The following is a 26,458-nucleotide window of genomic DNA, read 5'->3' as shown; positions in this document are numbered from 1 at the left end:
GTCAGGATTTGGCGCGGCCCGCGCGCGAGGCGATGAAACGCTCCATCATCGCTTGCGGCTCGCCCGTGGCATAGGCGGCGCATTGGATGCGGACGCCCGCCGTCATTGCATCCTCGAACCCGGCGCGGGTCGCCTCGGCGATGCGCTGGCGGTTCAGGCGCATCGCGACGGGGGGTTTCGCGGCCAGTTCCCGCGCCAGTTCCAGCGCGGCATCCTGAACCTTGTCCTGCGCCACCATGCGGCTGATCAGGCCGAATTCGAACGCCTCCTTGGCGTCAAGCATGCGCCCGGTCAGGGTCAGGTCGATGGTGCGCCCCAGGCCGATCATCTCACGGATGATCCAGTTGCCGGTCACGGTCGGGATGCCCGAATTGATCTCGGGCTGGCCCATGCGGACGCCCTCATGGGCCACGCGCAGGTCGCAAAGCAGCGCCACCTGGAAGGCCGAGCCGGCCGCGACCCCGTTCAGCGCCGCGACGATCGGTTTGGAGCTGTCGCGAAAGCGCGCATAAAGCGCCTTCCATTCCCCCATCCAGACCTCGGCGCGGTCGGCGTCGAAGGTTTTGCTCTCGCTCAGGTCCTGACCCGCTCCGAAGGCCCGGTCCCCGGCCCCCGTCAGGATGATCGCGCGCACGCTCTCGTCCGCTTCGGCCCCATCCAGCGCCGCGATCAGCATGTCGCGCATCGCGGTGTTCCAGGCGTTCATCTTTTCAGGGCGGTTCAAGGTGATCCGAAGAACCTCGCCAAGCTGCTCCGTCAGAATGTGCTGAGTCACACTTATATCTCCATACGATATGTTTTATCGAATAACGCAAATAGCCCTATCGCATGTCAACAAATTTCTGCTGCATGCCGCTGGGAATTGCCCCGAATCGCCATTAGACCGTGCTGATGCATGGCCGGCGGGCATGATGGCGGGGAGAGACGGATGAGCGACGGCACCAGGCCCGCAAAGGGCAGCGACTCACTCATGGTTCAGTCGGTGGCCAAGGCATTCCGGGTGCTTGAGGCATTCGGGGCCGAAAATCCGACCATGTCCCTGTCGCAGGTCGCGCAGGAATGCGGCATGGACATGAGTGCGGCCCAGCGTTTCACCCATACGCTGTCGTCGCTGGGCTATCTGGTGCGCGACCCCAAGACGCGGCAATACGAGTTGGGCGTGAAATCTCTGGAGCTGGCCTTTCACTATACCCGCGCCTCGCGGCTGGTGGACCGCGCGATCCCGGTGCTTCAGCACCTGAGCAAGCAAAGCGACGAGACCGTGAACCTGACCGTGCTGCAAGGCACCGAGATCGTGTTCATCTCGCGCTTCATGAGCCGGCATGTGCTGAACACGGATGTCATCATCGGCACCCGGCTGCCCGCATTCTGCACCGCGCCGGGCCGCGCCATCCTGTCGCGCCTGCCCGACGAGGCGGTCGAACAGGTCCTGGCGGCCTCGGACCTGCGCGGTTCCACCCCCGCGACCCCGACCGATCCGCAAGAGATCCGCGCGCGCATCGCGCAGGCGCGGCGCGACGGCTATGCGCTGGCGCTTGAGGAATATTTCCACGGCGACGCCTCGATCGCGGCGCCGATCATGGGCCGCGATTCCCAGGTCGTGGGCGCGGTGAATATCGGCGCCTCGACGGCGCGCTACCAGCCGCAGGAATTCGTCGCGAAATATGCCGCGATGATCGTCGCCGCCGCGCGCTCGATCTCCTGGGTCTAAGGCAGGGGCGCGCCCGCCTTAGTCCTGGCGCAGGGCGGCGATCAGGTCGTGGAAGCGGTCGCCCTGCACGATGACATGCTGGCGCAGGGTCTCGGCCGCCGCCTCGCCGTCGCCGGCGCGGATAGCGGCCAGGATCGCGTCATGCTCCGCGAATGAGCGCCCGATCCGGTTGCGCACCTGAAGCTGCATCCGGCGATAGGGTTGCAGCATCGCATGCAGCCGCCCCGCCTCTTGCGCCAGGAAGGCGTTATGCGTGGCGCGGTAAAGGCAATGGTGGAATTCCGAATTCTTGACGTAATAGGCGTCGACCTGGTTCGCCTCGGCCATGCGGCGGCATTCGGCATGGACCTTTTCAAAGGCGGCAAGCTCAGCCTCGGTGATGCGGCGTGCGGCAAGGCGGCCGCAGCTTGCCTCGATCTCTGCCATGACCTCGAAACGCTCGGCCAGTTCGCCGGCACTCCATTCGGTGACGAAGGTGCCGCGCTTGGGCTGCACCCGGACCAGGCCCGATGCCTCAAGCTGGCGAAGCGCCTCGCGGACAGGCGTGCGCGAGACGCCGAATTCGCGTTCCAGCGCCTCGGGGTCCAGGCGCTGGCCGGGCTGATAGACGCCTTCGACCACGGCATTTTCCAGCGCGTTCCGAATTCGCAGCGTGTTGGGAATAGCCAAATCATGCCCCCTGAAAGTGCCGCCCAGCATAAGCAGGCCCGGATGATTTGTCCAATTCGCTTTCAGTTATATACAACACTTTGCCGTCAGCGTATAACAATCGCGGGAGGAGATTCGTCGGCTTGGGAGGGCGGGCGGCTCCGGCACGAGGCTTGTTTGCAGGCAGAGGAACCGCGCATGACCCCTCATCTGATTTCGATTTACGCATTGGCGGCGATGTTCGTCGTCGCCACGATCTGGCCGATCAACATGGGCGTGCTGGCCTTCGTGGGCGCGTTCCTGGTCGGCACGCTGCTGGCCGGACAGACCACCAAGGAAATCGTCGCGGGCTTTCCGGGCGGGCTGTTTCTGACGCTGGTGGGAATCACCTGGCTTTTCGCGCTGGCGCAGAACAACGGCACCATCGACTGGCTGGTGCGCATGGCGGTGCGCGCGGTCAAGGGCCGGATCGCGGCGATCCCGTGGATCATGTTCGGCATCTCGGCCATGTTGACGGCGGTGGGCGCGGTCAGCCCCGGCGCGGTCGCGATCGTGGCGCCGATCGCGCTGGGTTTCGCCTTTCGCTATCACATCTCGCCCATGCTGATGGGGATGATGGTCGTTCACGGGGCACAGGCCGGGGGCTTTTCGCCGATCAGCATCTATGGCGGCATCACCAATGGCGTGGTCGCCAAGGCCGGGCTGCCCCTGTCCGAAATGACCACCTTCGCCGCCAGCTTCCTGGTGAATGCCAGCGTGGCGCTGATCCTGTTCCTGCTGCTGGGCGGGCGCAAGCTGATGGCCATGCGCAGCCAGACGGTCGAGACCGTGCGCGTTCCCCATATCGAGATCGCGAAGCCCGCCACCGGCCCGCAGATCTTCGGCGACAGCGAGGCCGAGGCGCTGAGCCGCCGCATCAGCAACGAGGCCGGCGGCACCTCGAACCGCCTGGTCGCCGAAGCCGATGAGGGCGACCAGCCCGACGGCACGCTTTACCAGATCGTCACCCTGGGCGGGCTGGTCCTGCTGGCGGTGCTGGTCCTGGCCTTCAACCTGGACATCGGCTTCGTCGCCCTGACCATCGGGCTGGTGCTGGCGCTGTGGGATTCGACCATGCAAAAGCGCGCCATGACCCAGGTTGCCTGGCCCGAGATCATGCTGATCACCGGCGTGTCCACTTATGTCGCGGTAATGGAGCATATGGGCACCATCGACTTCGTGGGCGACAGCGTGGCCGGCCTGGCCTCGCCCATGCTGGCGGCGCTGATGCTGTTCTTCATCGGCGCGGTGGTCTCGGCCTTCGCTTCGTCCACGGCGGTGCTGGGCTCGCTCATTCCGCTGGCGGTGCCCTTTTTGCAGGGCGACAGCGGCGTCAGCGCCATCGGCTTCATCGCGGGCATGGCGGTCGCGTCCACCATCGTCGATGTCAGCCCCTTCTCGACCAATGGCGCGCTGGTCCTGGCCAATTCGCGCGGGGTGGACCGCCAGATCTTTTTCCGCCAGCTTCTGAACTATGGTGCATTGGTCACGCTGATCGCGCCGGTCGTGCTGTGGCTTGTCTTCGTCGTGCTGCCGGGATGATCCGGCCGCCCCCCATCGCAGGAGAGTTCCAGGATGAAGAGCATCGAAACTTCCCGGCAGGGCCGCCCCGCCATCCTGAGCGAATTGTTCGAGACCCTGACCGAGCGCGGCCGCCGGCTGTGGGGCGGGCGCGGCGTCAGCCCCGCGGCCGAGGCCCCCGAGCTTTCGGAACTGGGCGAGGCGCTGCTGTCGCGCCGCGGCGAGGCGTCGGGCGTGGCGCTGGCCGCCCAGCTTCTGGCCGCTTTCGACCGGGCCGACGCGGCGGCGCGGATGAGCTTTCTGCAAAACCTGGCCGACCGCTTCGGCCCGGATCCCGCCCAGGTCGAGGCCGCGCTTGAGAGGCTGCACCGCGACCCCTCCTCGGGCGAGGCGATGGAGGCGCTGCATGACGCGGCCGAGCCGCGCCGGCAGGAACTGCTGCGACGCCTGAACCTGGCGCCCGGCGGCACGGCGGCGCTGGTCCGCATCCGCGAGGACCTGCTGCGCTATCTGCGTGACAATCCCGCGCTGCGCCGCGTCGACAGCGATTTCGCCCATCTTTTCGGCTCGTGGTTCAACCGGGGCTTTCTGGTGCTGCGCCGGATCGACTGGAACACCCCGGCCAGCATCCTGGAAAAGATCATCCGCTATGAGGCGGTGCATGCGATCCAGAACTGGGACGACCTGCGCAACCGCCTGCAACCGACCGACCGGCGTTGCTACGGCTTTTTCCATCCGCAGCTTGTGGACGAGCCGCTGATCTTCGTCGAGGTGGCACTGACGCGCGAGATACCGGGCGATGTCTTGGGGCTTCTGGACCTGAACCGCCAGCCGATCCCCGCCGAAATGGCGGATACGGCGGTGTTCTATTCCATCTCGAACACCCAGCGCGGACTGGCGGGCGTGTCCTTCGGCAATTTCCTGATCAAGCAGGTGGTCGAGGAGCTGAAGGCCGAACTGCCCGAGATCAAGACCTTCGTCACCCTTTCGCCGGTGCCTGGCTTCGCCGCTTGGCTGGCCACACAGCGGGCCGATCCGACATCCGAACTGATCGACGCCGATCAGCGCCTGGCCTTCGCCGCGCTGGACCGGCCCGACTGGCATCGGGACGCGGCGACCGCCGAGGCGCTGCGCGCGCCGCTGCTGGCCGCCGCCAGCGCCTATTTCCTGGCCGCGCGCGACGGCAAGGGCCGCGTCATAGACCCGGTCGCGCGCTTTCATCTGGGCAATGGCGCCCGGCTTGAAAGGCTGAACCATCTGGGCGATGTCTCGGCCAAGGGGCTGAAGCAATCACATGGGCTGATGGTGAATTATCTTTACGATCTGAGCCGCATCGAGACCAATCACGAGGGCTTTGCCGAGCGCGGCGCGCTGGCCGCATCGGACGAGGTTCGGCGCGCGCTTCCCGCCGCCAAGGCATGAACAGGGGCATTTCCATGAGCGACAATCTTTTCGACCTTCTTCAGCGCAGCATCACCGCCGCCGATGCGCCTGCGATCGAGACGCTGGCGGGCGAGCGTATCAGCTATGGCGATCTGATCGCCCGGACAGGACGCATGGCGAATGCGCTGGTGGCCTTGGGCGTCTCTCCGGGCGACCGGGTGGCCGTGCAGGTCGAAAAGTCGGTCGAGGCAATCATCCTCTATCTCGCGACCGTGCGGGCCGGCGGCGTCTTCTTGCCGTTGAATACCGGCTATACCCCGGTCGAGATCGAGTATTTCGTGACCGACGCCAAACCGCGCATCTTCGTCTGCGACCCGGCCAGGACCGCCGCCTTGCAACCCGTCGCCGAGAAGGCCGGGGCGGCGCTGATGACGCTGGACGCCGACGGGCGGGGCAGCCTTTCGGACGCCGCCGCCGCCGCGCCCGCCGAATTCGCCACCGTCCCGCGCGAGGCCGGCGATCTGGCGGCGCTGCTTTACACATCGGGGACGACGGGGCGGTCCAAGGGAGCGATGCTGACCCATGGAAACCTGGTCTCGAACAGCATGGCGCTGCGGACGGCCTGGAAATACACGGCCTCGGACGTGCTGATCCATGCGCTGCCGATCTTTCACACGCACGGGCTTTTCGTCGCGACCAATGTGACGCTGTTCTCGGGCGCCTCGATGATCTTCCTGCCGAAATTCGACCCCGCGCGGATCATGACACTGATGGGCCGCGCCACCGTGCTGATGGGGGTGCCGACCTTCTATGTGCGGCTTTTGCACGAGCCCACCCTGGACCGCGAGACCACGGCGGGGATGCGGGTCTTCATCTCGGGCTCGGCCCCGCTGCTGGCCGAGACGCATCGCGAATGGCAAGCCCGCACCGGCCACGCCATCCTGGAACGCTACGGCATGACCGAGACGAACATGAACGTCTCGAACCCCTATGACGGCCGGCGGATCGCGGGCACGGTGGGCTTTCCCCTGCCCGGCGTCGAGGTCAAGATCACCGATCCCGAAACCGGCGCCGAATTGCCGCGGGGCGAGATCGGCATGATCGAGGTGCGCGGCCCGAACGTCTTTTCCGGTTATTGGCAGATGCCCGAGAAGACCGCCGCCGAACTGCGCGAAAACGGCTTTTTCATCACCGGCGACCTGGGGCGTTTCGACGACCAGGGCTATCTGCACATCGTCGGGCGCGGCAAGGACCTGATCATCACCGGCGGCTACAACGTCTATCCCAAAGAGATCGAGACCGAGATCGACGCCCTTCCCGGCGTGACCGAAAGCGCGGTCATCGGCCTGCCGCACCGCGATTTCGGCGAAGGTGTCACGGCGGTCGTGGTCGGCGCCGCCCCTCCCTCCGAGGCCGAGGTGCTGGCCGCGCTGGAATCGCGCCTGGCGCGGTTCAAGCTGCCCAAGCGCGTGCTCTTCATCGAGGATCTGCCGCGCAACACCATGGGCAAGGTGCAGAAAAACCTGCTGCGCGACCGCTTCGCGGGGCTTTACGATGAGGGATCCGCTCCCGGCGCGTGATGGCGCGCTCGGCCCGGAGCTCATCCCTCATCCAGCCGCGATCATGGTCCGGCCGATCCGGCGACGGCTCACGGGGGGAACGCGCATGCGCCGCAGGGTGCTTCGGCACCGGGAATCGGTTGCTTTCGCCGGCTATCCTGGCGTCGAAAACCTTGGACTTTCGCCCCCCGTTCCGGGCAACCACGGCCCGAAAGCCCTCCAAAGGCGGCTTTCGGACGCTCACCGCGCAACCCCCTTCAGGGTCGGGCGAACGAAGCGCATATGCACCAGCAGCGCATGGCCGACTTGCCATCAGAGCAGACTGTTTCCTGGAACTTGCCCGAGTTCATGCGCGCAATATGAAATCGCATGAAACTACTGGTGCGGTCGAGAAGACTCGAACTTCCACTCCGGTTAAGGAACAGCGACCTCAACGCTGCGCGTCTACCAATTCCGCCACGACCGCACGTCTGTAGGCTTGGGCCTTCTAGACGGTTGCACGGCGGATGAAAAGAGAGATTTTCACCCGCCCCGCGCTATTTTCGCGCCGCTATCCTTACTCGGCCGCCACAGCCGCCTGGGGGATATAGTTCAGGATCGGCGCCAGCCAGCGCTCGGCCTCGGCCAGGGTCATGCCCTTCCTCGCGGCATAGTCCAGCACCTGGTCATGCTCGACCTTGGCGACCCCGAAATAATAGGCGTCGGGATGGCCGATATACAGGCCCGAGACCGAGGCGCCAGGCCACATCGCCATCGATTCGGTCAGTTCCACCCCGGTCGCCGCCGTCGCGTCCAGCAGGCTAAACAGCGTGGTCTTTTCGGTGTGATCGGGCTGCGCGGGATAGCCGGGAGCGGGGCGGATGCCGGGATAGGGCTCGGCGATCAGTTCCTCGGGGGTGAAGGCTTCGTCGGAATAGCCCCAATAGTCCTTGCGGACGCGTTCATGCATCATCTCGGCCAGGGCCTCGGCGAAGCGATCGGCCAATGCCTGGACCAGGATGGCCGAGAAATCGTCATGCGCCGCCTTGAAGCGGTCGGCGATGGCCTGCTCCTCGGCGCCCGTGGTCACGACGAAGCCGCCGACATAATCGCGATGCCCCTCGGGCGCGACGAAATCGGCCAGCGCCACGTTCGGGCGGCCGTCGCGCTTGGCTATCTGCTGGCGCAGGGTGTGCAGCATGGCCAGAGGCGTGTCGCGCGTCTCGTCGGTCCACAGCCGGATGTCGTCGCCCAGGCGGTTCGCCGGCCAGAAGCCGATGACGGCGCGCGGCCTGAACCAGCCCTCGCCGATGATCTTGGCCAGCATCGCCTGCGCATCGGCGAAAAGCTGGCGCGCGACCTCACCTTGCTTTTCGTCCTGAAGGATGCGGGGATAGACGCCCTTCAACTCCCAGGTCTGGAAGAAGGGGGTCCAGTCAATATAGCGCGCGATCTCGGCCAGGTTTAAGTCGTCGATCACCCGCGCGCCCAGGAATTGCGGGGGTTTCGCCTGAAAGCCGGTCCAGTCGATCGCCACCGCATTGTCGCGGGCCGTGGCCAGCGGCAGGCGCTTCTTGTCGGCCTCGGCGCGGGCGTGCTTGTTGGCCACATCCCTGTATTCGGCGCGGATGTCATCGACATAGGCCGCCTTTCGGCCCGAAAGCAGGCTGCCCACCACGCCCACCGCGCGGCTGGCATCGGTGACATAGACGGTCTGGCCCTTGGCATAGCGCGGATGGATCTTGACCGCCGTATGCACGCGCGAGGTGGTCGCGCCGCCGATCAGCAGCGGGATGTCGAAACCCTCGCGCTCCATCTCGGATGCCACATGCACCATCTCGTCCAGCGAGGGGGTGATCAGGCCCGACAGGCCGATGATGTCCACCTTCTCGGCCTTGGCGGTTTCCAGGATCTTGGTCGCCGGCACCATCACGCCCAGGTCGATGATCTCGTAATTGTTGCAGGCCAGGACGACGCCGACGATGTTCTTGCCGATGTCGTGAACGTCGCCCTTGACCGTCGCCATCAGCACCTTGCCGGCGCTTGAGGCGCCGCCGCCGGCCTTTTCGGCCTCCATATAGGGCAGCAGATGCGCCACGGCCTGCTTCATCACCCGCGCGGATTTGACCACCTGCGGCAGGAACATCTTGCCCGCGCCGAACAGGTCGCCCACCACGTTCATGCCGGCCATCAGCGGGCCTTCGATCACATGCAGCGGACGCTCGGCGGCCAGGCGCGCCTCCTCGGTATCCGCGTCGATATATTCGGTGATGCCGTTGACCAGCGCATGTTCCAGCCGCTTGTCCACCGGCCATTCGCGCCAGGTCAGATCCTTTTCGCGCGCCTTCGCGCCGCCCTCGCCCCGGAAACGCTCGGCGATCTCCAGCATGTTCTCGGTCGCCGTGCCGCCATTCGCGGGCCTGCGGTTCAGGACCACATCCTCGCAGGCGTCGCGCAGGGCGGCGTCGATCTGGTCATAGACCGCCAACTGCCCCGCATTGACGATGCCCATGTCCATGCCGGCCTGGATCGCGTGATACAGGAACACGGCATGCATCGCCTCGCGCACCGGCTCGTTGCCGCGAAAGCTGAAGGACAGGTTCGACACCCCGCCCGAGACATGCACATGCGGCAGCGTCTGCACGATGCGGCGGGTGGCGTTGATGAAATCGACGCCGTAATTGTCATGCTCCTCGATCCCGGTGGCGACGGCGAAGATGTTCGGATCGAAGATGATGTCCTCGGGCGGGAAGCCGACGCGGTTCACCAGGATGTCATAGGCGCGGGCGCAGATCTCGACCTTGCGGTTCTCGGTATCGGCCTGGCCGGTCTCGTCAAAGGCCATCACCACCACGGCGGCGCCATAGCGGCGGCACAGATCGGCATGGTGGATGAACGCCTCCTCGCCTTCCTTCAGGCTGATCGAGTTCACCACCGCCTTGCCCTGCACGCATTTCAGCCCGGCCTCGATCACCTCCCATTTGGAACTGTCGATCATGATCGGCACGCGGGCGATGTCGGGCTCGGCCGCGATCAGGTTCAGATAATCGATCATCGCCTGCCTCGAATCGATCAGCCCCTCGTCCATGTTCACGTCGATGATCTGGGCGCCGTTCTCCACCTGGTCGCGGGCCACGTCCAGCGCGCTCGCGTAATCGCCATTGGTGATCAGCTTGCGGAACTTCGCGGACCCGGTGACATTGGTGCGCTCGCCCACGTTGATGAAGGGGATGTCGTCGGTCTTGACGAAGGGCTCCAGCCCCGACAGGCGCAGGCGCGGCGCGATTTCCGGGATCTCGCGCGGCGGCAGGTCGGCCACGGCGCGGGCAATCGCCGCGATATGTTCGGGGGTCGAGCCGCAGCAGCCGCCGACCACGTTCACCAGCCCCTCGCGCGCGAATTCGGCGATTTGCGCGGCCATGTCCTCGGGCGATTCGTCATATTGACCCATCTCGTTCGGCAGGCCGGCATTCGGATAGGCGCAGATCAGCGTGTCCGCCACGCCGGACAACTCGGCCAGATGCGGACGCATCGCCGCCGCGCCAAGCGCGCAGTTCAACCCCACCGTCACCGGCCGGGCATGGTTCACCGAATGCCAGAAGGCCGTGGGCGTCTGGCCCGAAAGCGTGCGCCCCGACAGGTCGGTGATGGTGCCCGAGACCATCACCGGCAGGCGCAGGCCGGTTTCCACGAACACCTCCTCGCAGGCAAAGATCGCGGCCTTGGCGTTCAGCGTGTCGAAGATGGTCTCGATCAGGATCAGGTCGGCGCCGCCCTCGATCAGGCCGCGGATCTGCTGGGCATAGGCGATGCGCATATCGTCGAAGGTCACGGCGCGATAGCCGGGATCGTTCACGTCCGGGCTGATCGAGGCGGTGCGGTTCGTCGGCCCCAGCGCCCCCGCGACCCAGCGCGGCCGGCCGTCCTCGGCCGTGGCACGGTCCAGCGCCCGGCGCACCAGCCGCGCGCCCTGGGCGTTCAGATCGTGAACGGCCGCCTCCATGCCGTAATCGGCCTGCGCGATGGTGGTCGAACTGAAGGTGTTCGTCTCCACGATATCCGCGCCCGCCTTGGCATAGCGGTAATGGATCTCCTCGATGGCGGCGGGCTGGGTCAGGATCAGCAGGTCGTTGTTGCCCTGCTGCGGATGGCTCGTCGGATAGGCCAGGGCCACGCCCGAGCCCTCGCCCAGGAAATCCGCCTCGCGCAGCCCCAATCCCTGGATCTGCGTGCCCATCGCCCCGTCAAGGATCAGGATCCGCTCGCGCGCGGCGGCGGCGAGGGCATCGAAGGCGGGCGATCTGGGCAGGGTCATGGCGGCATCCGGGTTTTGGTGAACCGCCTGTATAAGCGGGAATGCATGATTAGGGAAACTCGACATCCGCGGAATGATCATGCAATCGGCTCATGATCCCGCCGCCCGCGCCGCGCCATCCTCTTTCTTGCCCAAATATCCTGCGGGGGAGTCGCGGAACGCGACGGGGGCGCAAAGCCCCCACTTCCCGCTTGCGGCAAGCGGGGCCGCGCCATATCTCCCCGCCATGACCGAATGGATCACCGCCCCCGGATTGACCGATTACGCCCAGGCCACCGCCTTCATGGAGGCGCGCGCCGCCGCCATCGCGGCGGGCCGGGCCGATGAACTGATCTGGCTGGTCGAGCACCCGCCGCTTTACACAGCCGGCACCTCGGCCAAGGCCCAGGACCTGCTCTCGGCCCGTTTTCCCGTGCACGAGACCGGGCGCGGCGGGCAATATACCTATCACGGGCCGGGCCAGCGCGTGGTCTATGTCATGCTGGACCTGAACCGGCGGGGCCGCGACGTGCGCGCCTTCGTCCAGGCGCTGGAAAACTGGGTCATCGCCGCCCTGGCCGAGTTCAACCTGAAGGGCGAGATCCGCGAGGGCCGCGTCGGCGTCTGGATCGCCCGCCCCGACAAGGCGCCCCTGCCCGACGGCGCGATGCGCGAGGACAAGATTGCCGCCATCGGCGTCAAGCTGCGCAAATGGGTCAGCTTCCACGGCATTTCCATCAATGTCGAACCCGACCTGACCCATTACGCCGGCATCGTGCCCTGCGGCATCCAGGGCCACGGCGTGACCAGCCTGGTCGATATGGGCCTGCCCGTCGATATGGCGGATCTGGACATGGCGCTGCGCGGCAGCTTCCAGCGGCATTTCCCGCCGCTTGCCCAGGCGCAGCCGGGCTGAAGCGCCCTGCCGGATCCGCGGCGTTTTGGCCGTTTCCGGCAGCGGCGCGCTCGTGCTAGCCCTTGGCCCAAACCGCCAGGATTCAGGGGGCTCGCCATGAAACTCAGCCTTTATCTCGTTCTGGCCGCGACGGTCCTGACGCCGCCCGCCTGGGCCCAGGATGGGAACGGGGACGCGACCAGGGGCGAGAAGGAATTCCGCAAATGCAAGGCTTGCCACATGATCCGGTCGCCCGATGGCGCGGATCTGGTCAAGGGAGGCAAGATGGGACCGAACCTCTATGCCATCCTCGGACGCAAGGCCGGCACGGCCGAGGGATTCCGCTATTCCGACGCCCTGCGAAGGCTGGGCGAGGCAGGCGAGGTCTGGACCGCCGAGGAGCTGGCCAGATACGTCACCGATCCCAATGCCTATGTCGAGGAAAAGCTGGACGATCCCGCGATCAAGACCAGGATGACCTTCAAGCTGGCAAGGAATCAGACCGATCTGGTGGCCTTCCTGGCCCAGCACCCGCCCCCGGCCGAGACGCCCGCGCCGCAGGTGCCGGCCTCGGACTAGCGCCAAGCTGTCGCGACAGGGCAACAGACCCGCCTTCGCGGGTCCCCGCCGAAGACGGTCGCCGCCCTTTCCCCCATCGCGTGATTGCCGGTCGCGTGTTTGTGTTCTAGAAATTCAGCACGTCCGCCGGCCCGCCAGGCCGGCCAGCCGCATGTTTAGGGAGTTCAGCATGGCAGACGCAGCCACTCATGGCCACGGCGACCATCATGACAGCCGCGGGTTTTTCACCCGCTGGTTCATGTCCACCAACCACAAGGATATCGGGATCCTCTACCTCTTCACCGCCGGCGTGGTGGGGCTGATCTCGGTCGCCTTCACCGTCTACATGCGGATGGAGTTGCAGCATCCCGGAGTGCAGTTCATGTGCGCCGAGGGCGCGCGCCTCATCGCCGACGCCAGCGCCCCCTGCACACCGAACGGTCATCTGTGGAACGTGCTGATCACCTATCACGGCGTGCTGATGATGTTCTTCGTCGTCATCCCGGCGCTGTTCGGCGGCTTCGGCAATTACTTCATGCCGCTGCATATCGGCGCCCCGGACATGGCCTTTCCACGGCTGAACAATCTCAGCTACTGGATGTATGTCTGCGGGGTCTGCCTCGGCATCGCCTCGATCCTCGCCCCCGGCGGCGGCGAGGGGCATGGCTCGGGCGTGGGCTGGGTCCTTTATCCGCCGCTCTCGACCAGCGAGGCCGGCTATTCGATGGACCTGGCGATCTTCGCGGTCCACGTCTCGGGCGCCTCGTCGATCCTGGGCGCGATCAACATCATTACCACCTTCCTCAACATGCGCGCGCCCGGCATGACGCTGTTCAAGGTGCCGCTTTTCGCCTGGTCGGTCTTCATCACCGCCTGGCTGATCCTGCTGTCGCTGCCCGTGCTGGCCGGCGCGATCACCATGCTGCTGATGGACCGCAACTTCGGCACCCACTTCTTCGACCCGGCCGGCGGGGGCGATCCGGTGCTTTACCAGCATATCCTGTGGTTCTTCGGCCATCCCGAGGTCTATATCATCATCCTGCCCGGCTTCGGCATCATCAGCCACGTCATCTCGACCTTCGCGCGCAAGCCGATCTTCGGCTATCTGCCCATGGTGCTTGCCATGGCGGCCATCGGCGTGCTGGGCTTCGTGGTCTGGGCGCACCATATGTATACGGCAGGCATGTCCTTGACCCAGCAGGCTTATTTCATGCTGGCGACGATGACCATCGCGGTGCCCACGGGGATCAAGGTCTTTTCCTGGATCGCGACCATGTGGGGCGGCTCGATCGAATTCAAGACGCCGATGCTCTGGGCTTTCGGCTTCCTGTTCCTGTTCACCGTGGGCGGCGTGACCGGCGTGGTGCTGAGCCAGGCGCCGCTGGACCGGGTTTATCACGACACCTATTACGTCGTGGCGCATTTCCACTATGTGATGAGCCTGGGCGCGATCTATGCGATCTTCGCCGGGATCTATTACTGGATCGGCAAGATGTCGGGACGGCAATACCCGGAATGGGCGGGCAAGCTGCATTTCTGGATGATGTTCCTTGGCTCGAACCTGATCTTCTTCCCGCAGCACTTCCTGGGCCGTCAGGGCATGCCGCGCCGTTACATCGACTATCCGGTCGAATTCGCCTATTGGAACAATATCTCCTCCATCGGCGCCTATATCTCATTCGCCTCGTTCCTGTTCTTCATCGGGATCGTGTTCTACACGCTTTTCGCGGGTAAGCGCGTGAACGTGCCGAACTATTGGAACGAACACGCCGACACGCTGGAATGGACCCTGCCCTCACCCCCGCCCGAGCACACGTTCGAGCAGCTTCCCAAGCGTTCCGACTGGGACCATGGCCACGCGCATTAAGCCATGCCTTACCAATGGCATGATGCGGCCCCGGAGGACTCCGGGGCCGTTTTCCATCTAAGGCTTTGGCCGCATCGCTCGCTGCCCCTGCGGGGTTTCGCCTGGGTCATCGGGCTGACCGCGGGCTTTCTGGCGCTGCCGCTGATTTCGGTGCTGGGAACAGCGGTGCTTTGGGGCGTCCTGCCCTTTGCCGCGCTGGCGGTCTGGGGGCTTTGGGCCGCGATCCGTCGCAGCTATCGCCACCCGTCCGAGGAAATGTGGCTGGCCCCCGACCGGCTGGAACTGCGCCGCAGCGATCCGGGCCGCGCGGATCGGATCTGGCGGACGAACCCCTATTGGGTCCGGGCCAGCCTGCACCGAAACGGCCCGGCCGAGGATTACCTGGTCCTGACAGACGGCCGGCGCAAGGTCGAGCTTGGCGCTTTCCTGTCGCCGAAGGAGCGGGTGGCGCTGAAGGAGGAACTGGAGGCCCGGCTGGCGAGGTTGCGAGGCTAAGCGCAAAGCCTTTCCCAAGACCAGAAAAGTGCTTAGAATTGCAAGGAACCCTGATCAAAAGGTCAGGTGGAACAGCCTATATTCACGGGATTGCTGTGCGCCTGTAATGGTTCCATTTGCAGGTTTGACATGCCCGATACCGGCCCTCGCGTCTTGTTTCCCTGACAACCCCCTCGGTCCTGAACCTTGACAGCGACACGGTTGCGACCGTTTTCGCAGCGACCGTCGATGATCCCGACGGGATCCGCCAGGTTACGGTTTATTACGACCGGAACCTGGTGACCGAGTCGGGTTCCTACAGTTTCCAGATCATCCACGGCTACGGCGACGCTTGGGCCGATGGTAGCCACAGCTATACCGCGCAGGTCCTGCCGCATAACGTGGCTGGCCCGCTGAACATCACCCGCGTCGAGGTTACCGACCTGCTGGGCAACCGCACGACTATCACGGACGAGGCCCTGCGTGCCATGGGCGTGGACACGTCGATCGAAGTGTCCAGCACCAGCGCCGACACCACCGCCCCACGGCTGACCTCGCTGGACCTGCCGGATGTGGTGGATTTGAGCCAGGGCGCGGCACCTGCCGCCTTCTCGGCGACCGGGACGGATGGCACTGAGATCGACAGTGTGGTCGTATACTTTGACCGTCCATTGGGCTGGTCATTCGGTAGTTTAACCGGCAGCTACTCTCATATCCTCCTGAATGGCTCTGGCGACGATTGGTCGGACGGGAGCTCCGCCCTGATACGGCCATTGGTCGACAGCAACTTCTCTGGCCCGGTTGATGTCACCTATATTCGCATTAGCGACATCTACGGCAACGCGCGCACCTATACCAACGACGAGCTTCGCGCGCTGGGGTTCGATACCTCGTTCGAAATCATCGGCACCGCCGCGCCCACGCCCGTCACCTATGTCGCTGACCTGCCCGATACGATCACCATCCGCGAAGGCACCAACGCCAGCATGGCGCTGAATTTCGTCGGCATGACCGATCATTCCGTCGGCTACAGCTACCACGTCTCGACCAGCGGCGGCACGGCAACGGCTACCGATATCGGCGCGGCCTCGGGCAGCGGCTGGCTGAGCATTGCCTCGACCCAGCCCTATAACGACAGCCGCAGCCTGAGCCTCTCGGCCCTGCGCGACGGCATCCACGAGGACACCGAGACCGCCTATCTGGTCGTCGAACTGACCGGCGACATGACGTTCCGGGACGGCGGCAGAATGCAGGTGGTCGAGATCCGCATCGCGGATGACAACCGCCTGGTCGGCGGTGCCGGGAACGATGTGCTGCGTGGCACCAGCGCGGCCGAGGACCTGATCGGCCATGCCGGGAACGACAGCTATCACGTCACTGCCGGTGATCGCGTCATCGAGGCGGCGAATGGCGGGAACGACACGGTCTATGCCGGCTTCACCCGCGGGATCGAAGCCAATGTCGAGAACCTGGTCCTGACCGGAGCCGCCGCGATCAACGGCACCGGCAACGCACTGGCGAACCAGATCACCGGCAACGCGGCCGCCAATATCCTGAACGGCGGCGCAGGCAATGATACGCTGAATGGCGGCGCCGGTAACGACACGCTCATCGGCGGCCTGGGCACCGACAGGCTGATTGGCGGGCTGGGCAACGACCTCTACCATGTGGACCACGCCGGCGACGTGATTAGCGAGCTTGCCAACCAGGGTATCGACACGGTGCGCGCATCGGTGAGCTACGCCCTGTCCGGGAATGTCGAGAACCTGGTTCTGGTCGGCACCGCCGCGACCAACGGCACCGGAAATAAGCTGGCGAACCAGATCAGCGGCAACTCGGCCGCCAACGCGCTCAACGGTGGTGCGGGCAATGACACGCTGAATGGCGGGGCCGGTAACGACGCGCTCATCGGCGGCACCGGGGCCGATCGCCTGATTGGCGGGCTGGGGGCGGATCACTTCGTCTTTCAGTCCCTGTCGGACAGCGGTTTAGCCGCCACCAACCGCGACATCATCCAGGATTTCAACCGCGCCCAGGGCGATCACATCGACCTGCGCGCCATTGATGCCCAGACCACGCAAGCCGGTGACCAGGCGTTCCGGCTGATCGGTGAAAATGCCTTTACCGGCAGTGCCGGAGAATTACGCTATCAGCGCGAGGGCGGCATTACCACCGTCACGGGCGATGTGAACGGCGACGGTCGGGCGGATTTCTCATTCGTGCTGACCCGGCATCACGCGCTGGTCGCCACGGACTTCCTGCTCTAACCGCCTGATCCGGGCGCGGAATGAAAAAGGCCCGCGCAAAGGCGGGCCTTTCGATCATCTGCCGCCAAGCCTAGCCATCCACCCGGATCGCCTTGTTTTCCGGGTCATAGGGGCTGTCCTCGGTCACCACGGCGTCCCACAATTCTCGCTGCATGCGGACTTGCAGGCGCGTGCCCGGCTGGGTCAGATCGGCGCGAACATAGCCCATGCCGATGGACTTGCCGAAGGCGACCGACCAGCCGCCCGAGGTCAGGCGGCCGACCTTGACACCATCGGGCGTGTATAGCGCCTCGCGGCCCCAGGGATCGGCGTCCGTGGGGCCGTCGATCAGCAAGGTGCAGCATTTGCTGCGGATACCCTTGTCCAGCATCGCCTGCTTGCCGTTGAACGCCTTGCCCAGGTCGACGAAACGGTCGAGGCCCGCTTCCAGCGGCGTGGCATCGCGGCCCAGTTCGGTGCCGAAGGCACGATAGGATTTTTCCTGCCGCAACCAGTTCTGCGCGCGGGCGCCGACCAGCTTCAGCCCGTGCTTTTCGCCCGCCGCGACCAGTTGGTCCCAAAGATAGCGGCCGAATTCGATCGGGTGATGCAATTCCCAGCCCAGTTCGCCGGTATAGGCGACGCGGATGGCGCGCACCGGGCACATGCCAAGCTCGATATCGCGCATCGACAGCCAGGGGAAACGCTTGTTGCCCAGGACCGTCGCCGGATCGGCGTCGCGCACCAGTTCCTTGAGGATGTCGCGCGATTTCGGGCCGGCGATGGCGAAGACGCCCCATTGCGTGGTGATGTCCTGGATAATGACGGGGCCGAATTCGCCCTCCATCTCCTCGGCGGTCTTGCGCAGGTAGTCGCCGTCGTAATCGGTCCAGGCCCCGGCCGAGATCAGATAGTAATCATCCTCGGCCAGCCGGACGATGGTGTATTCGGTGCGGGTGGTGCCGGTCTCGGTCAGCGCATAGGTCAGGTTGATGCGGCCGACCTTGGGCAGCTTGTTCGTCGTGAACCAGTCCAGAAAGGCCGTCGCGCCCGCGCCGCAGACCCGATGCTTGGTGAAGGCCGAGGCGTCGATCAGCCCCGCCGTCCGGCGGATCGCCCGCGCCTCATCGGCGGCATATTGCCACCAGCCGCCGCGCCGGAAGCTGCGCGCGGCATGGTCGTCAAAGCCCTGGGGCGCGTAATAGTTGGGCCGCTCCCAGCCGTTCACCTGGCCCATCTGCGCGCCCGCCGCGATCTGGCGGTCATAGGCGGGGGCGGTGCGCAAGGGGCGCGCCGCCTCGCGCTCTTCATCGGGATGGTGCAGGACAAAGACATGCTCATAGCATTCCTCGTTCTTGCTGACCGCGTATTCGGTGGTCATCCACTGGCCGAAGCGGCGCGGATCCAGGCTGGCCATGTCTATCTCGGCCTCGCCCTCGGTCATCATCTGCGCCAGGTAATGGCCCACGCCGCCAGCGGCGGTGATGCCAAAGGAAAAGCCCTCGGCCAGCCACATGTTGCGCAGGCCCGGCGCCGGGCCAACCAGAGGGTTGCCGTCCGGCGTATAGCAGATCGGGCCGTTGAAATCGTCCTTGAGGCCCACGGTTTCCGAGCTGGGCAGCCGGTGGATCATGGACATGTATTCCTGTTCGATCCGCTCCAGATCGAGGGGAAAGAGATCGGCGCGGAAGGTCTCGGGCACGTCATAGAGGAAGCGGGCGGGGGCGCCGCGCTCATAGGGACCAAGGATCCAGCCGCCGCGCTCTTCGCGCACATACCATTTCGCGTCGGCATCGCGCAGGACGGGATGCTCGGGGTTGCCGGCCGCGCGCCAGGCCAGAAGCGCCGGGTCCGGCTCGGTCACGATGAACTGGTGTTCGACCGGAATGGCGGGGATCTTGATGCCCAGAAGGCGGGCGGTGCGTTGGGCGTGGTTGCCGGTCGCCGTCACGACATGCTCGGCCCGGATCTGGAAGACCTCGCCCGAGGGGACCAGATTGCCGCCCTTCTCGACCATCTTTTCGCAGGTGACGATCCATTCCTCGCCGGTCCAGGCATAGCCGTTGACCTGGATCTTGCGCTCGATCACGGCGCCGGCCATGCGGGCGGCGCGGGCCATGGCCTGGGTCACGTCGGCGGGATTGATATAGCCGTCGGTCGGGTGAAACAGCGCGCCCTTCAGATCCTCGGTCCGCACCAGCGGCCAGCGTTCCTTGATCTGCGCGGGGGTCAGGAACTGATGCTCGATCCCCACGGTCTCGGCGGTGGCGGAATAAAGATGATATTCGTCCATCCGCGCATCCGTCTGGGCCATGCGCAGGTTGCCGCAGCGGGTGAAACCGGCGTTCAGGCCCGTCTCGGCCTCAAGGCCCGCATAAAGCTTGACGGAATAGTCGTGGATATGGGTCGTCGCATAGCCCATGTTGAAAAGTGGCAGCAGCCCCGCCGCGTGCCAGGTCGAGCCCGAGGTCAGCTCATCGCGCTCGACCAGCATGGTGTCCCAGCCCGCGCGGGCCAGATGCAGCGTGATGCCGCAGCCGACGGCGCCGCCGCCGACCACCAGGGCCTTCACATGGGTTTTCATGGCGAGCGACTCCTTGTTTCGCGCTTGGGCTTAGGCGTCTTCTGCCAGAGCATGGATGGCAATGCATGCTTGGCACGACATGTTCCGGGCGAAAAGCGACATGCGATATGGCAATGCCCCCCGTGACGAAACGATGCGCGCGGGGCCTATAGCATCGAGGGGACGACCAGATCCGGGGGCCGGTGGCCGTCGGCGAAGGTCTTGATATTGATGATGACCTTCTCGCCCATCTCGATCCGGCCCTCGACCGTGGCCGAACCCATATGCGGCAACAGGACCACGTTCGGCAGTTCGCGCAGGCGGGGGTTGATCTCATGCCCGCGTTCGAACACGTCCAGGCCGGCGCCCGCGATCTCGCCCGCGCGCAGCATCCGGGTCAGGGCATTTTCGTCGATCACCTCGCCGCGCGAGGTGTTGATCACCACCGCGGTCGGCTTCAGCAACTTCAGCCGCCGCGCGTTCAGCAGGTGAAAGGTCGAGGGCGTATGCGGGGCGTTCACGCTGACGATATCCATCCGCGCCAGCATCTGATCCAGGCTTTCCCAATAGGTGGCGTGCAGGTCGGCCTCGATTTCCGGGCGCAGGCGGCGGCGGTTGTGGTAATGGACCTGCATGCCGAAGACATGGGCGCGGCGCGCGACCGCCTGGCCGATGCGGCCCATGCCCAGGATGCCCAGCCGCCGACCGCCGACGCGGCCGCCCAGATGCGCGGTGGGCGACCAGCCCTCCCAGCGGCCGGCCTGCATCTCGGCCAGGCCCTCGGGGATGCGGCGGGTGACGGCCAGGATCAGCGCCAGCGTCATATCGGCGGTATCCTCGGTCACGACGCCGGGAGTGTTGCTGACCAGGACCCCACGCTGGCGGGCGGAATGCACATCCAGGTGATCGACGCCCGCCCCGTAATTGGCGATCAGCTTCAGCTTGTCGCCCGCCTGGGCCAGCATGGTCGCGTCAATGTGATCTGTCACCGTCGGGACCATCACATCCGAGTGGCTCATGGCCTCGACCAGTTCTTCGCGGCTCATCTTGTGGTCGTCACGGTTCAGGACCACATCGAACAGTTCGGCCATGCGGGCCTCGACGGCTTCGGGCAGCCGGCGGGTCACGGTCACCCGAAGGCGTTCGCGGATCGGATCGGCGATTGGCATGGCGCTTCCCTCTTCAATGAGCCGTCCTCTCTTCCAATGGGAAACGGCTTTTGGCAAAGTGCCCCCGTTGCGGGGCTGGCACAAGACCCCGAGAAGACAGGACAGGCAGATGATCCATCGACAGGCTCGGCTCAGGGGCGCCGCTTTCGCCATCGCCCTGCTGGCACCGCTTTGCGCCCATGCCCAGGCAAGCGATCCGGGCGAGAACCTGGACGCGACGCTGATGCCCGAGGTCTCGGCCGATGCCCAGATCAGCCGCAACCCCCAAGGCGCGCAGGATCCCTCGCGCGGGCAGGTGACGAACCTGCCGCTGCCGCGCTATGTCAGCCTGAAGGGCAGCGAGGGGAACGCCAGGCGCGGCCCCAGCCTGTCGCATCGCATCGACTGGGTGTTTCGCCATGCGGGGATGCCGCTGCGCGTGGTGGCCGAGTTCGGCCATTGGCGCCGGGTCGAGGACCAGGACGGCGCCGGCGGATGGGTGCATTACTCGCTTTTGTCGGGCGTGCGCACCGCCATCGTCCAGAGGGACATGCTGGAACTGCTTTCGAAACCCGACGAGCATGCAAGTGTCGTGGCCCGCGCCGAATCCGGCGCCATCGTGCGGCTGCATGAATGTAACAAGGACTGGTGCCGGGTCTCGGGGGGCGGGGAAAAGGGCTGGGTGCCCAAGACCGCGATCTGGGGCGTCGAGCCGGACGAGACGCGGGAATAGGCTATTGCGGGCCGCATCAAGCGGGCGGCCCGGCCCTCTTCATCCGGTTTGCATCCCCTGTATTATATCGTCTGGGCTACATCGTCTGGCCGACCAGCGAATCCGAACTGGCCCGCGCCTTCATGCATTGGTGATAAGTCAGCGTGATCGTGTCCTCGGTCAGGCGCAGCGTGCCATCGGGCCGGGTTTGCAGATCCACGACGCGGTTGCCGGCGGCGGGGGAACCGGTGCAGGACAAGGTGACGCGCGTGCGGTTCACCTGCTGATCCGTCTCGGCTACGGTGCAGGTGGCGGCGGGGAACATGAACCTGTTACCGTCGATGACCAGGGACTTGTCACTGGTGACATCGCCGCAATTCGAAGCAAGCAGGTTATAGCTGCCGTTCAGCGCAGTTGATCGCGCGACCGGGCCGGGCGTCGGCTCGGGCACCGCCGGGGCGACCTGGTCGCATGCGGCCAGCCCCCCCAGTCCCATCACGGTCGCCAAGGCAATAAGAGGTTTCTTCTGCATGGCATTCTTCCTTTGCTTTCAGGTCCGGGCCAGAAGCCCCCTTCCTTTCAGCAAAGCGTGAACCCCCGGCTTGCGTTCCCTGAATTTCAGCCAAAGTTCATCCGCCGGCTGGGAATCCCCCTTCGAGAGGATCCATTCCTCAAGCCGGGCCGCCGTTTCGGGATCGAAGGCATCGCCCTTTTCCATGAAGGCCGCGAAGGCGTCCGCGTCCATCACTTCGGACCACATATAGCTGTAATAGCCGGCGCTGTAGCCGTCCCCGGAAAAGACATGGGCGAAATGGGGCGTGGCGTGGCGCATCGGGATCGCGGCGGGGGCGCCCAGTTCGGCCAGCACCTCGGCCTGCCGGGCCATCGGATCGGCGGGCGGCACGCCGCGATGAAAGGCCAGATCCACCAGCGCGCTTTCCAGGTATTCCGTGGTGGCGAAACCCTGGTCGGCGTTCCTCGCGGCCAGGATGCGGTCGCGCAGATCGGCGGGCAGCGCCTCGCCGGTCACGGCATGGCGAGCGTGGCGATCCAGCACCTCGGGCTGTTCCAGCCAATGCTCGAAAAGCTGACTCGGCAATTCGACGAAATCGCGCGCCACCGACGTGCCCGAGATCGAGGGCCAGCGCACATCCGACAGGATATGATGCAGCGCATGGCCGAATTCGTGAAACAGCGTATGCGCGTCGTCCCAGGATAGATAGGCGGGCGCGCCCTTTTCCTCGGGCGGGGTGAAGTTGCAGACATTGACCACGATGGCCCGCTGGCCTTCGCCGATCTGGTGCTGCTGTTGCAGGGACGAACACCAGGCACCTGAGCGCTTGCTGGGCCGGGCGAAGAAATCGCCCAGAAAAACGGCCATCCGGCGGCCATCGCGGGTAATCTCCCATGCGCGGACATCGGGCGCCCAAAGCGCCGCGTCGAATTCGCGGAACTCCAGCCGGAACAGGCGGTTCGCGGTGTCGAAGACCGCGCCGATCATCGCGTCCAGGGTCAGGTAAGGCTTCACCGCGCCCTCATCCAGATCGTGCTCGGCCTTGCGGCGGCGCTTGGCATAGAAGCGCCAGTCCCAGGGTTCCAGCACGCCGTTGATGCCGTCCTGATGCAGCATCCGGGTGAAGCCCTGGGCGTCGGCCTCGGCGCGGGCCGCGGCGGGGGTCCAGACCTGCTTCAGCAGCGCCTCGACCGTCTCGGCATTGCCTGCCATCTCGGGTTCCAGCTTGTAGCTGGCGAAATCGGCATAACCCAGCAGGGTGGCGCGCTCGTGGCGCAGCGCCAGGATCTCGGCGGCGATGGGGCGGTTGTCGGTCGCAGCCCCCCCCGCGCCAGAGCCGTCGCCCCGCGCGGCCCAGGCCCGCCAGGCGGTTTCCCGCAGGGCGCGCGCCTCGGCATATTCCAGGAAGGGCACGATCAGCGAGCGGTTCAGCGTCACGATCTGGCCGGGCATCCCCCGTTCGCGCGCGGCGGCCTTCATGGCGCGGATCAGCCAGTCCGGCAGGCCCGCAAGCTGGTCGTCAGGAATGGAAAGGGTGTAGTCGCGTTCGTCGGTCAGCACGTTCTGGGCGAAATCCGTGCTAAGAACGGCAAGCCTTTCGCGGATCTGGGCCATGCGCGCGCGCGCCTCGCCGGTCAGTCCGGCGCCCGCCCGACGCAGGCCGCGCAGGGTCAGCTCGGTCAGGCGGCGGTCCTGGGGACCAAGCTCGTCACGATCCTGAAAGATCGCCTCGACCCGGTCGAACAGGCGCGGATCCATGCCGGTCTTGCTGCCATGGGCGGCAAGACGGGGCGCGATGCCACGCTGCAAATCCTCGCGCGCGGGATTGGAATCGGTGCCGGTCAGCGTGAAGAACACGGCGCAAAGGCGGTTCAGCGGATCCTCGGCGGTTTCCAGCGCCGCGACGGTGTTCTGGAAGCTGGGCGGTTCGGGATTGGCCGCGATCGCCTCGACCGCATCGCCGGCAAGCTTCAGGCAGGCGTCGAAGGCGGGGGCGAAGTCATCGTCCTTGATCAGGTCAAAGCGCGGCAGGCCCAGCGGGCCGCTCCATCGGGTCAGTTCGGGGTTCATCGGGCATCCTTTCGCTTGGTGGCGAGTGTTTCACCCCTGCGCGAAATGTCCAGAGGCCGCAATGCCCGAACAGACCGGGCAATCGGCGCGGCGGGCGATCCCGATGCTGCGATTCTCGCCATATAGGCCGTCGAAGATCAGCATCCGCCCGCGCAGCGGCTGGCCCGCACCGGCGATCAGCTTGATCGCCTCAAGCGCCATCATCGCGCCGATGACGCCGGGCAGAGGACCGGCCACGCCCGCCTCGGCGCAGGCGGGGGCCAGGCCCGGCGCCGGAGGCTCGGGGAAAAGGCAGGCCATGCAGGGGGCGCCACGGGCGGGGTCCCAGATGGTCAACTGCCCCTCCCATTGGGCGATGCTGCCGGCGATCAGCGGCACGCCCGCCGCCGCGCAGACCGCGTTCAGCGCCTGGCGCGCGGCAAAGCTGTCTGTGCCGTCAAGAACCAGGTCGTGGGCGGCGATCAGCGCCTTGTCGGCCTGGGTGACGCGGCGGTCCAGGGGGGTGATCTCGACATGCGGGTTCAGCGCGCGCATGGCATCGCGGGCTGCCTGGGCCTTGGGGCGGCCCTCGTCGCTGCCGCGGAAGATCACCTGGCGTTGCAGGTTCGAAAGGCTCACCCGGTCGTCGTCGGCCACGGTGATCCGTCCCACCCCCGCCCCGGCAAGGTAAAGGCATGCCGGCGCCCCCAGGCCCCCGGCGCCCACGATCAGGACGCGCGCGCGGGTCAGCGCCGCCTGCCCCGGACCGCCCAGTTCGCGCAAGACGATATGGCGGGCATAGCGGTCGATTTCGGCATCGCCCATGGGTTTCGAGGCCGCCTTCAGGGGCACCAGTTTCAGGGGCACCAGCCCCGGCGCGTCATGGCCGGGCGCGGCATTGCGGCGATGCAGCGCGCGCAGCGCCAGGGTCGCGCCGGTCCCGAACAGGCCCAGCACCAGCAGCCAGACCAGCGCGGCGGGCGACCAATGCACCACCCAGGCAAAGCGGCTGCCCGGCGCCAGATGGACCGCCGCCGCGACGGCCAGCCACAGCGCGACGCCCAGGGCGACCAGTCCCCAGCCGCGCAGCCCCAGCCAGCGGGCAAGGCCCAGAACCGCGCCCAGGGCCATCAGCCACCAGCCCTTGCTCAGCCACAGAAACAGCCCGGCAAGGACGAAGGGCACCGGCCCGTCAGCCCCGGCCGGTCGAGCCGAAGCCGCCCGCGCCCCGCGCGGTGTCGTCAAGCGCGTCGGCGATGACATAGGCGGCGCGGGTGACAGGCGCGATCACCGCCTGGGCGATCCGCTCGCCATGCTGGATCGCATAGGGCGCGGCGCCCAGATTGATCATGATCACGCCCAGCGGCCCGCGATAATCGCTGTCGATGGTGCCAGGCGTGTTCGGCAGCGTCACCCCATGCTTCAGCGCCAGGCTGGAGCGGGGGCGGATCTGCATCTCGTAGCCCTCGGGGATCTGGACGCGCAGGCCGGTCGGGACCAGCGCGATCTGGCCCGGCGCCAGCAGCAATTCGGCCCCGCCCAGATCGGCGCGCAGGTCGGCGCCCGCCGCGCCGGCGGTCTGGTATTCAGGCAGGGCCAGCGCGGCATCCGCGCCCGGTTCGCGCAGAACCAGAATCGTCACCTCGGCCACCATCGCCCGCCCCTATTTCGGAGTGATCATCATGACCATCTGGCGCCCTTCCAGCTTGGGCATCGATTCGACCTTGCCGGCATCGCCCACATCGGCGGCGACGCGGTTCAGAAGCTCAAGCCCCAATTGCTGGTGCGCCATCTCGCGGCCCCGGAAACGCAGCGTGACCTTGACCTTGTCGCCCTCGCCCAGGAACTTCATGACCGAGCGCATCTTGACATCGTAATCATGGGTATCGGTCCCAGGACGGAACTTGATTTCCTTGATTTCGATGATCTTCTGCTTTTTGCGGGCCTCGGCCTCGCGCTTTTGCTGCTCGTATTTGAACTTGCCGAGGTCCATGATCTTGCAGACCGGGGGCACCGCATTGGGCGAGATTTCGACAAGATCCAGCCCCGCCTCTTGCGCCAGTTCCAACCCCTTGGAGGGCGAGACGACACCGACGTTTTCGCCATCCGCGCCGATCAGGCGGATCTCGGCGACGCGGATGCGCTCGTTGACGCGGGGGCCGGTGTCACGGGTGGGCGGAGCGTTATGCGGTCTGCGGGCTATGGCTGTCTTCCTTCAATGGCCGTAGGTTTTGGGCGGTTAAATAGGCGTGAAAACCCCGGGTTTCAACTGGAATCGCTTGTCCGGGCGACGGGGCG

Annotated in this window: 20 protein-coding genes and 1 tRNA gene; 10 read left to right on the top strand and 11 right to left on the bottom strand. The window is 65.9% G+C overall.

Annotation, left to right across the window (positions count from 1 at the left end; genetic code table 11):
* Position 1: 1 nt before the first annotated feature.
* Positions 2 to 775 carry an enoyl-CoA hydratase/isomerase family protein gene (locus tag QM682_RS05260; RefSeq protein ID WP_415127812.1) on the bottom strand — a complete coding sequence of 258 codons (774 nt, stop codon included), beginning with the start codon at positions 773 to 775 and terminating at the stop codon, positions 2 to 4.
* 153 nt (positions 776 to 928) lie between these two features.
* On the opposite strand from QM682_RS05260, the gene QM682_RS05255 reads away from it, so the two are divergent.
* Positions 929 to 1,711 (top strand): IclR family transcriptional regulator, encoded by a 783-nt coding sequence (locus QM682_RS05255; protein WP_415127810.1) that lies wholly within the window; start codon positions 929 to 931, stop codon positions 1,709 to 1,711.
* A gap of 18 nt (positions 1,712 to 1,729) precedes the next feature.
* On the opposite strand, the gene QM682_RS05250 is transcribed toward QM682_RS05255, so the two are convergent.
* Entirely contained in the window at positions 1,730 to 2,380 is a 651-nt protein-coding gene (locus tag QM682_RS05250) for a GntR family transcriptional regulator (protein WP_415127808.1), read from the bottom strand.
* A gap of 177 nt (positions 2,381 to 2,557) precedes the next feature.
* On the opposite strand from QM682_RS05250, the gene QM682_RS05245 reads away from it, so the two are divergent.
* From QM682_RS05245 to QM682_RS05235, 3 genes are read left to right on the top strand one after another with little or no spacing between them, the layout of a single operon-like run.
* Positions 2,558 to 3,940, top strand: a complete 1,383-nt coding sequence (locus tag QM682_RS05245; RefSeq protein WP_415127806.1) for an SLC13 family permease — start codon at positions 2,558 to 2,560, stop codon at positions 3,938 to 3,940.
* 33 nt (positions 3,941 to 3,973) lie between these two features.
* Positions 3,974 to 5,341, top strand: a complete 1,368-nt coding sequence (locus tag QM682_RS05240) for a malonyl-CoA decarboxylase (RefSeq protein ID WP_415127804.1) — start codon at positions 3,974 to 3,976, stop codon at positions 5,339 to 5,341.
* 14 nt (positions 5,342 to 5,355) lie between these two features.
* Positions 5,356 to 6,882 carry a malonate--CoA ligase gene (locus tag QM682_RS05235; protein WP_415127802.1) on the top strand — a complete coding sequence of 509 codons (1,527 nt, stop codon included), beginning with the start codon at positions 5,356 to 5,358 and terminating at the stop codon, positions 6,880 to 6,882.
* 358 nt (positions 6,883 to 7,240) lie between these two features.
* On the opposite strand, the gene QM682_RS05230 is transcribed toward QM682_RS05235, so the two are convergent.
* Positions 7,241 to 7,327 (bottom strand) — tRNA-Leu (locus tag QM682_RS05230).
* 90 nt (positions 7,328 to 7,417) lie between these two features.
* Positions 7,418 to 11,155 (bottom strand): methionine synthase, encoded by a 3,738-nt coding sequence (gene metH / locus QM682_RS05225; RefSeq protein WP_415127800.1) that lies wholly within the window; start codon positions 11,153 to 11,155, stop codon positions 7,418 to 7,420.
* Between the two features lie 226 nt (positions 11,156 to 11,381).
* Between metH and lipB the strand changes: the two genes are divergently transcribed.
* The 5 genes from lipB to QM682_RS05200 all read left to right on the top strand — a co-directional run bounded on the left by lipB (position 11,382) and on the right by QM682_RS05200 (position 17,195).
* Positions 11,382 to 12,050 (top strand): lipoyl(octanoyl) transferase LipB, encoded by a 669-nt coding sequence (lipB, locus tag QM682_RS05220; protein WP_415127798.1) that lies wholly within the window; start codon positions 11,382 to 11,384, stop codon positions 12,048 to 12,050.
* Between the two features lie 96 nt (positions 12,051 to 12,146).
* The gene (locus QM682_RS05215) at positions 12,147 to 12,608 is read left to right on the top strand and encodes a c-type cytochrome (protein WP_415127796.1); all 462 of its coding nucleotides are present in this window, start codon (positions 12,147 to 12,149) and stop codon (positions 12,606 to 12,608) included.
* Positions 12,609 to 12,777: 169 nt separating this feature from the next.
* Positions 12,778 to 14,454 carry a cytochrome c oxidase subunit I gene (gene ctaD / locus QM682_RS05210; protein ID WP_415127794.1) on the top strand — a complete coding sequence of 559 codons (1,677 nt, stop codon included), beginning with the start codon at positions 12,778 to 12,780 and terminating at the stop codon, positions 14,452 to 14,454.
* A gap of 3 nt (positions 14,455 to 14,457) precedes the next feature.
* Positions 14,458 to 14,949 carry a DUF2244 domain-containing protein gene (locus QM682_RS05205; protein ID WP_415127792.1) on the top strand — a complete coding sequence of 164 codons (492 nt, stop codon included), beginning with the start codon at positions 14,458 to 14,460 and terminating at the stop codon, positions 14,947 to 14,949.
* A 278-nt stretch (positions 14,950 to 15,227) separates the two neighbouring features.
* The gene (locus QM682_RS05200; RefSeq protein WP_415127790.1) at positions 15,228 to 17,195 is read left to right on the top strand and encodes a calcium-binding protein; all 1,968 of its coding nucleotides are present in this window, start codon (positions 15,228 to 15,230) and stop codon (positions 17,193 to 17,195) included.
* Between the two features lie 70 nt (positions 17,196 to 17,265).
* On the opposite strand, the gene QM682_RS05195 is transcribed toward QM682_RS05200, so the two are convergent.
* Both QM682_RS05195 and QM682_RS05190 read right to left on the bottom strand, forming a co-directional pair.
* The gene (locus QM682_RS05195) at positions 17,266 to 19,758 is read right to left on the bottom strand and encodes a GcvT family protein (protein WP_415127788.1); all 2,493 of its coding nucleotides are present in this window, start codon (positions 19,756 to 19,758) and stop codon (positions 17,266 to 17,268) included.
* 146 nt (positions 19,759 to 19,904) lie between these two features.
* Positions 19,905 to 20,906 (bottom strand): 2-hydroxyacid dehydrogenase, encoded by a 1,002-nt coding sequence (locus QM682_RS05190; RefSeq protein ID WP_415127786.1) that lies wholly within the window; start codon positions 20,904 to 20,906, stop codon positions 19,905 to 19,907.
* Between the two features lie 109 nt (positions 20,907 to 21,015).
* On the opposite strand from QM682_RS05190, the gene QM682_RS05185 reads away from it, so the two are divergent.
* Positions 21,016 to 21,618: an SH3 domain-containing protein gene (locus QM682_RS05185; RefSeq protein WP_415127784.1), complete on the top strand. Its 603-nt coding sequence runs from the start codon at positions 21,016 to 21,018 to the stop codon at positions 21,616 to 21,618.
* A gap of 76 nt (positions 21,619 to 21,694) precedes the next feature.
* Here the strand turns inward: QM682_RS05185 and QM682_RS05180 are convergent, their stop codons facing one another.
* Genes QM682_RS05180 through infC form a run of 5 tightly spaced genes read right to left on the bottom strand, consistent with a single transcriptional unit; the run spans position 21,695 to position 26,363 of the window.
* Positions 21,695 to 22,129, bottom strand: a complete 435-nt coding sequence (locus QM682_RS05180) for a hypothetical protein (protein ID WP_415127782.1) — start codon at positions 22,127 to 22,129, stop codon at positions 21,695 to 21,697.
* Between the two features lie 18 nt (positions 22,130 to 22,147).
* Complete coding sequence (locus QM682_RS05175; RefSeq protein ID WP_415127780.1) at positions 22,148 to 24,181, bottom strand: M3 family metallopeptidase; 2,034 nt, start codon at positions 24,179 to 24,181, stop codon at positions 22,148 to 22,150.
* Between the two features lie 30 nt (positions 24,182 to 24,211).
* Positions 24,212 to 25,345: a HesA/MoeB/ThiF family protein gene (locus QM682_RS05170; protein ID WP_415127778.1), complete on the bottom strand. Its 1,134-nt coding sequence runs from the start codon at positions 25,343 to 25,345 to the stop codon at positions 24,212 to 24,214.
* Positions 25,346 to 25,352: 7 nt separating this feature from the next.
* A complete protein-coding gene (dut, locus tag QM682_RS05165) occupies positions 25,353 to 25,814 on the bottom strand; it encodes a dUTP diphosphatase (protein WP_415127776.1) in 462 nt (153 codons plus the stop codon).
* Positions 25,815 to 25,823: 9 nt separating this feature from the next.
* Positions 25,824 to 26,363 (bottom strand): translation initiation factor IF-3, encoded by a 540-nt coding sequence (gene infC, locus QM682_RS05160; RefSeq protein ID WP_415127969.1) that lies wholly within the window; start codon positions 26,361 to 26,363, stop codon positions 25,824 to 25,826.
* Positions 26,364 to 26,458 lie beyond the last annotated feature (95 nt).

The organism is Paracoccus sp. (in: a-proteobacteria) (genome assembly GCF_047605025.1).
Taxonomy (GTDB): domain Bacteria; phylum Pseudomonadota; class Alphaproteobacteria; order Rhodobacterales; family Rhodobacteraceae; genus Paracoccus.
Note: the sequence above shows the minus strand (reverse complement) of the source record. Positions and strands in the feature narration are given on the sequence as shown.

Coding starts and splice junctions, on each gene's coding strand:
- QM682_RS05175 (WP_415127780.1), bottom strand. CDS start 24,181: ATGAACCCCGAACTGACCCGATGGAGCGGCCCGCTGGGCCTGCCGCGC.
- QM682_RS05190 (WP_415127786.1), bottom strand. CDS start 20,906: ATGCCAATCGCCGATCCGATCCGCGAACGCCTTCGGGTGACCGTGACC.
- ctaD (WP_415127794.1), top strand. CDS start 12,778: ATGGCAGACGCAGCCACTCATGGCCACGGCGACCATCATGACAGCCGC.
- QM682_RS05205 (WP_415127792.1), top strand. CDS start 14,458: ATGCCTTACCAATGGCATGATGCGGCCCCGGAGGACTCCGGGGCCGTT.
- QM682_RS05180 (WP_415127782.1), bottom strand. CDS start 22,129: ATGCAGAAGAAACCTCTTATTGCCTTGGCGACCGTGATGGGACTGGGG.
- QM682_RS05255 (WP_415127810.1), top strand. CDS start 929: ATGAGCGACGGCACCAGGCCCGCAAAGGGCAGCGACTCACTCATGGTT.
- QM682_RS05245 (WP_415127806.1), top strand. CDS start 2,558: ATGACCCCTCATCTGATTTCGATTTACGCATTGGCGGCGATGTTCGTC.
- QM682_RS05235 (WP_415127802.1), top strand. CDS start 5,356: ATGAGCGACAATCTTTTCGACCTTCTTCAGCGCAGCATCACCGCCGCC.
- QM682_RS05195 (WP_415127788.1), bottom strand. CDS start 19,758: ATGAAAACCCATGTGAAGGCCCTGGTGGTCGGCGGCGGCGCCGTCGGC.
- QM682_RS05240 (WP_415127804.1), top strand. CDS start 3,974: ATGAAGAGCATCGAAACTTCCCGGCAGGGCCGCCCCGCCATCCTGAGC.
- lipB (WP_415127798.1), top strand. CDS start 11,382: ATGACCGAATGGATCACCGCCCCCGGATTGACCGATTACGCCCAGGCC.
- metH (WP_415127800.1), bottom strand. CDS start 11,155: ATGACCCTGCCCAGATCGCCCGCCTTCGATGCCCTCGCCGCCGCCGCG.
- dut (WP_415127776.1), bottom strand. CDS start 25,814: ATGGTGGCCGAGGTGACGATTCTGGTTCTGCGCGAACCGGGCGCGGAT.
- QM682_RS05215 (WP_415127796.1), top strand. CDS start 12,147: ATGAAACTCAGCCTTTATCTCGTTCTGGCCGCGACGGTCCTGACGCCG.
- QM682_RS05185 (WP_415127784.1), top strand. CDS start 21,016: ATGATCCATCGACAGGCTCGGCTCAGGGGCGCCGCTTTCGCCATCGCC.